We start from the raw sequence: 4,025 nt of genomic DNA, 5'->3' as shown, positions 1-4,025 counted from the left end.
TTGTATATAACAGGGAACTTCCAGCTATTAAAAGGGCCAGACTTGCAAATGTAATTTGACTACGTATTTTCATAAGGCATTCCTCTCCTCTATTCATAGTGTATAGGTGGCTGTTTACTGTTCCTTACCTCCTAGGCTTAGGGAAAAGGCCCTCACTCATATAGATTAAAGCCCCAGTACAAAGGTATCTATCAATATCAACAATTTGAGCCATTTAAATCTCCATCCCTTCTATAACAAAATTATTTAAGGGTATGAAAGCATATTATGTATCCTTAGTTATTGTTAGGAGTAACACAACATGAGACATACCCTCAGCCCATATTTTACTTTATTTATCCATAATATGTATTGAGAAAGAATGTAAATTCGAATCATTTCCGTACCCCAACTATTGATCGTCTTTTTCACCTATTATCATTAGATATTTAGAATTTCATTATAAAAAACAACCAATCCCTTAACGTACTGGAAGCGGTTGAAAAATGTATCTAACGTACAATTTACTTTTTTTGATATGGTGACCCCATCGCCATCAAGCTAAGGTTTTGAAGTACCCCCTAAATGAAAATTTTCTTTCTCTACAGTTAGTTACTCTGAAAAGTCAGCTCATTTTTTCGTTTTGGGGGCATTATAAAATTCTTAAGTTGATGGGCATGAGGCGATACCCTTTTTTGCAACGAAGAATGTAGCAATTGATAATGAATTAATTACCCAAGAATCTGTTAATCAATTAGAAAGAAAAGTTGAACAAAGAAGGAGTACAGTTACTAAGCAGACCGAATCTAAAGTGGTTGATCAGGAAAAACAGTTTGAGCCATTCGCGAATTTTGCACAATTCCAAAATGTTGCAAAGAAAAAAACAAGAGGTGGAATTGAAACGATAGATGGCATGCTTACACAATTCAATAAAGAAAAACTTGAGAACGAGAAGTGATTTTTTATTGGCCTATATCCTTTACGCAGATAGTCACAAGAGTTAATATGTATAACATATAAACTAAAGAATAGTTGTTATAAAATTCGTAACAAAAATTCATATGAAGGGTATTAAAAGTATGGAGAAAAAAATTTTATCTGAGACAGTAAATGACATGATATTATCTGGTAAGAAAGTTGATACAATTAAAAATAAAGATGAAATTAAAAGAGTATTTGCCAATGAAGGAATACCCTTTTTTGATAAAATGATTGATTTTCAAGTATCATTTGGTGGCATTTGGTATAAAATTGGTGAAAGATTTTATACAGGTTTCCGAATGGATATGTTTTTCTTCAATGAATTTGAAGAAAAATATGAACTTAAATTTTTTAAAAAAGAAAACGGAAAATACTATGTTCAATGTATGGATTATCATTATGCAGGAGATTTTGGACCTTGTATTGATGAGGATGGGAAAATATATCATTTCTGCATGGGACGTTTTTTCATTAGTGCTGAAAATATAGAAGAATTTTTAGACGATGATGCAATTAAATATTATATGGTTAATAAGCATAAAAATTGGCTAACACGTGGGGCTAAAATTAGTGAAATTGATGAGTTTAAAAAAACGGAAGCTTTAAATAAAATTAAGAGAGAATCATTTTCAGATAAATATTTTGAGTGGTGGTGCAATACCGAAGAAACAATTTTCGTAAGAATTGATTTAGTAAATAAATATAGTTATGCAGAAGTATATTGTAAAGACCAAAAGATATTAGAGCAATTGTATAAGTCGGACATACCAGTAAGTGTTTTTCCACCTAATAACTGAAAATAAATATTAATATTGAACCAAAGTAGTTTATTTTAGGGGTCCGGCCACATCGCCATCAACTTAACACAAATAAACTACCCCCAAACGATAAAATTGAGCAATTTATACAGAATTATCGTTTGGGGGTAGTCCTAAATTCTTAGCTTGATGGGCATGTGGCAGGACCCCTAATATCTATTAATAAAAGCAGTTTTTCTCGGATAGTTGAGGGCATCATCCTCAAAATAGATGGATATATATTCAAATAATAATATTATAATATAACATTAAAAAATATACGCCAAGCCTATGATTATGCATCCGTCTTGGCGCTTTCCTTTAAACAATACCTAAGTTCGGTTTCAGTCTTCGATCGCTTGGTAGACCGTGATCCAGAAGTCTTGGATAAGATGCGATGAGTCCGGAGTGGACATCCCAACCTGGGTGAACAGGATTCCAGTAAACTGTTTGTCTGGATCAGCGTAAGCTGCAGTGCCGGTTCCGCCATCCCAGCCGAACTGACCGATAGACGCGTAGTCTCCAAGATAGGTACGCACCGCCATCCCAAAGCCCCAGCCGCCTTGTATCCCTTGTCCAAACGACAAATGGACGTTGTTTTTGGCCAAATCGTCTCGGTATACTTGTTGTTCAGGAGTAAGACGGTTGGTGGTCATCAGCCGGACTGCAGGTCGGGACAGGATCCGTTTGGTTCCGTGCATCCCTTTGTTCAACAGCATCTGCAAATACGCGTGATAATCGTCGACGGTTGCGAGCAGCCCACCACCGCCTGCTTGGAATGCTGGAGGTTTGCTGTATCGTCCGCCTGCACCCTCATCCCACACGATGAACTCACCTGTCTGCGGATCAGGGTTGAAGGCAGGTGGAAGCCGGTCAATCTTGCGCTCAGGCACGTAGAAGCCAGTGTCCTTCATTCCCAGTGGATCGAAGATGCGTTCGCGCAGGAACGACTCGAATATCTGACCCGTGACCCTGGCAACAAGCACGCCGAGCACTTCAATACTGATATGATACTGCCACCGCTCTCCGGGCTGGTAGCTTAGCGGAAGTGCACCTAGGCGACACATAAACTCATCTGGATCGGGCATATCCTGCCCTGGCGTGTCGAATATCCCACTCTCGAAGAACGCGTTCATGATCGGAGAACCCATCAACGTGAGATCCACTCCGAGCCCGAATGTGGAGGTCAACAGGTCTCGTACAGTGATAGGACGCCGTGCTGGGACGGTCTCTTCCAGCGGACCATCGGGCCGTTTCAACACCTGCCGGTCGGCGAGTTCGGGCAGCCATTTGTCTACTGGGTCGTCCAAATGCAGTTTGCACTCGTCGAGCAGAACCATTACCGGTGAAACTGCGATCGGCTTGCTAGTGGACGCCAATCGAAAGATCGTGTCCCGACGCATTGGTGCGCCACCATCATGCCTCATTGTTCCAAGCGCTTCGACGTGCGTCTCGCCGTTTCGGCTGACTAAGGCGACGAGCCCAGGAATCTTTCCAGAATCGACATGCTGCGCCAGTACATTGCGCATTTTGCGCAACCCTGTTTCAGAAAAGCCTTTATTGTTTTGTCCCATTTTGTTCTCCTTTAGTTTAGATTGAGATTTCTAATACATATTGGCTAACAATTATTAGTTCTTCAAATAGAAAAATTCCCCTTTTTAATAATTTCGACAAAATGTATTTATGTATATGGGGTCACCATACATCACTATCAACCTAAGATAAATTTATATCCATAATTCACAGAAAACGTTATTCTTTTTGTAGAAATATACAGAAAGGATGGCGTTTTTTTATGAATCTTTCGATTCAGGATGAATTTCATTTGTTTGCTGAAGAACTACAGCGATATTTATCTCCCGATACCCTTCAACAACTTGCACAGGAAACAGGTTTTGTAAACGTAAAAGTAAATATGGGGCACGAAATTTGGCTGCTTTATGTATTTGGATTAGTCAACATGTAGCAAGCGATTCTCTCACTCGGTTATGTAGTCAACTTTATGCGAATACAACTACACTCATGAGTCCAGAAGGACTTAATCAACGCTTTAACCGATGCGCTGTTTTATTCCTACAGTGTGTATTTTCTCGTTTAGTTAAAAGCCAACTAAACGGTTCATCTCAAATTCCAAACCAATACACTTCCTATTTTCAACGTATACGTATTTTAGATGCTACTATTTTTCAAGTACCCAATCATTTAGCTCCTATTTATCCTGGTTCAGGAGGATGTGCACAAACAGCCGGTATTAAGATTCAACTAGAG

The 4,025-nt window shown here is 39.1% G+C and carries 3 protein-coding genes and 1 pseudogene; 3 read left to right on the top strand and 1 reads right to left on the bottom strand.

Annotation, left to right across the window (positions count from 1 at the left end; genetic code table 11):
- The first annotated feature begins 790 nt into the window (after positions 1-790).
- Both BPMYX0001_RS34305 and BPMYX0001_RS26485 read left to right on the top strand, forming a co-directional pair.
- A complete protein-coding gene (locus BPMYX0001_RS34305; RefSeq protein ID WP_006097276.1) occupies positions 791-937 on the top strand; it encodes a hypothetical protein in 147 nt (48 codons plus the stop codon).
- A 121-nt stretch (positions 938-1,058) separates the two neighbouring features.
- On the top strand, positions 1,059-1,757 hold the full coding sequence (locus tag BPMYX0001_RS26485; RefSeq protein WP_033799434.1) for an NADH dehydrogenase: 699 nt from the start codon (positions 1,059-1,061) through the stop codon (positions 1,755-1,757).
- A 344-nt stretch (positions 1,758-2,101) separates the two neighbouring features.
- On the opposite strand, the gene BPMYX0001_RS26480 is transcribed toward BPMYX0001_RS26485, so the two are convergent.
- On the bottom strand, positions 2,102-3,331 hold the full coding sequence (locus tag BPMYX0001_RS26480; RefSeq protein WP_033799433.1) for a serine hydrolase domain-containing protein: 1,230 nt from the start codon (positions 3,329-3,331) through the stop codon (positions 2,102-2,104).
- Between the two features lie 221 nt (positions 3,332-3,552).
- Between BPMYX0001_RS26480 and BPMYX0001_RS32175 the strand changes: the two are divergent.
- Positions 3,553-4,025, top strand: a pseudogene (locus tag BPMYX0001_RS32175) (transposase); the annotation flags it as partial.

The sequence above is a fragment of the Bacillus pseudomycoides DSM 12442 genome, assembly GCF_000161455.1.
Classification (GTDB): domain Bacteria; phylum Bacillota; class Bacilli; order Bacillales; family Bacillaceae_G; genus Bacillus_A; species Bacillus_A pseudomycoides.
The sequence above is the reverse complement of the archived record's forward strand: the minus strand, read 5'-3'. Positions and strand labels throughout refer to the sequence as shown.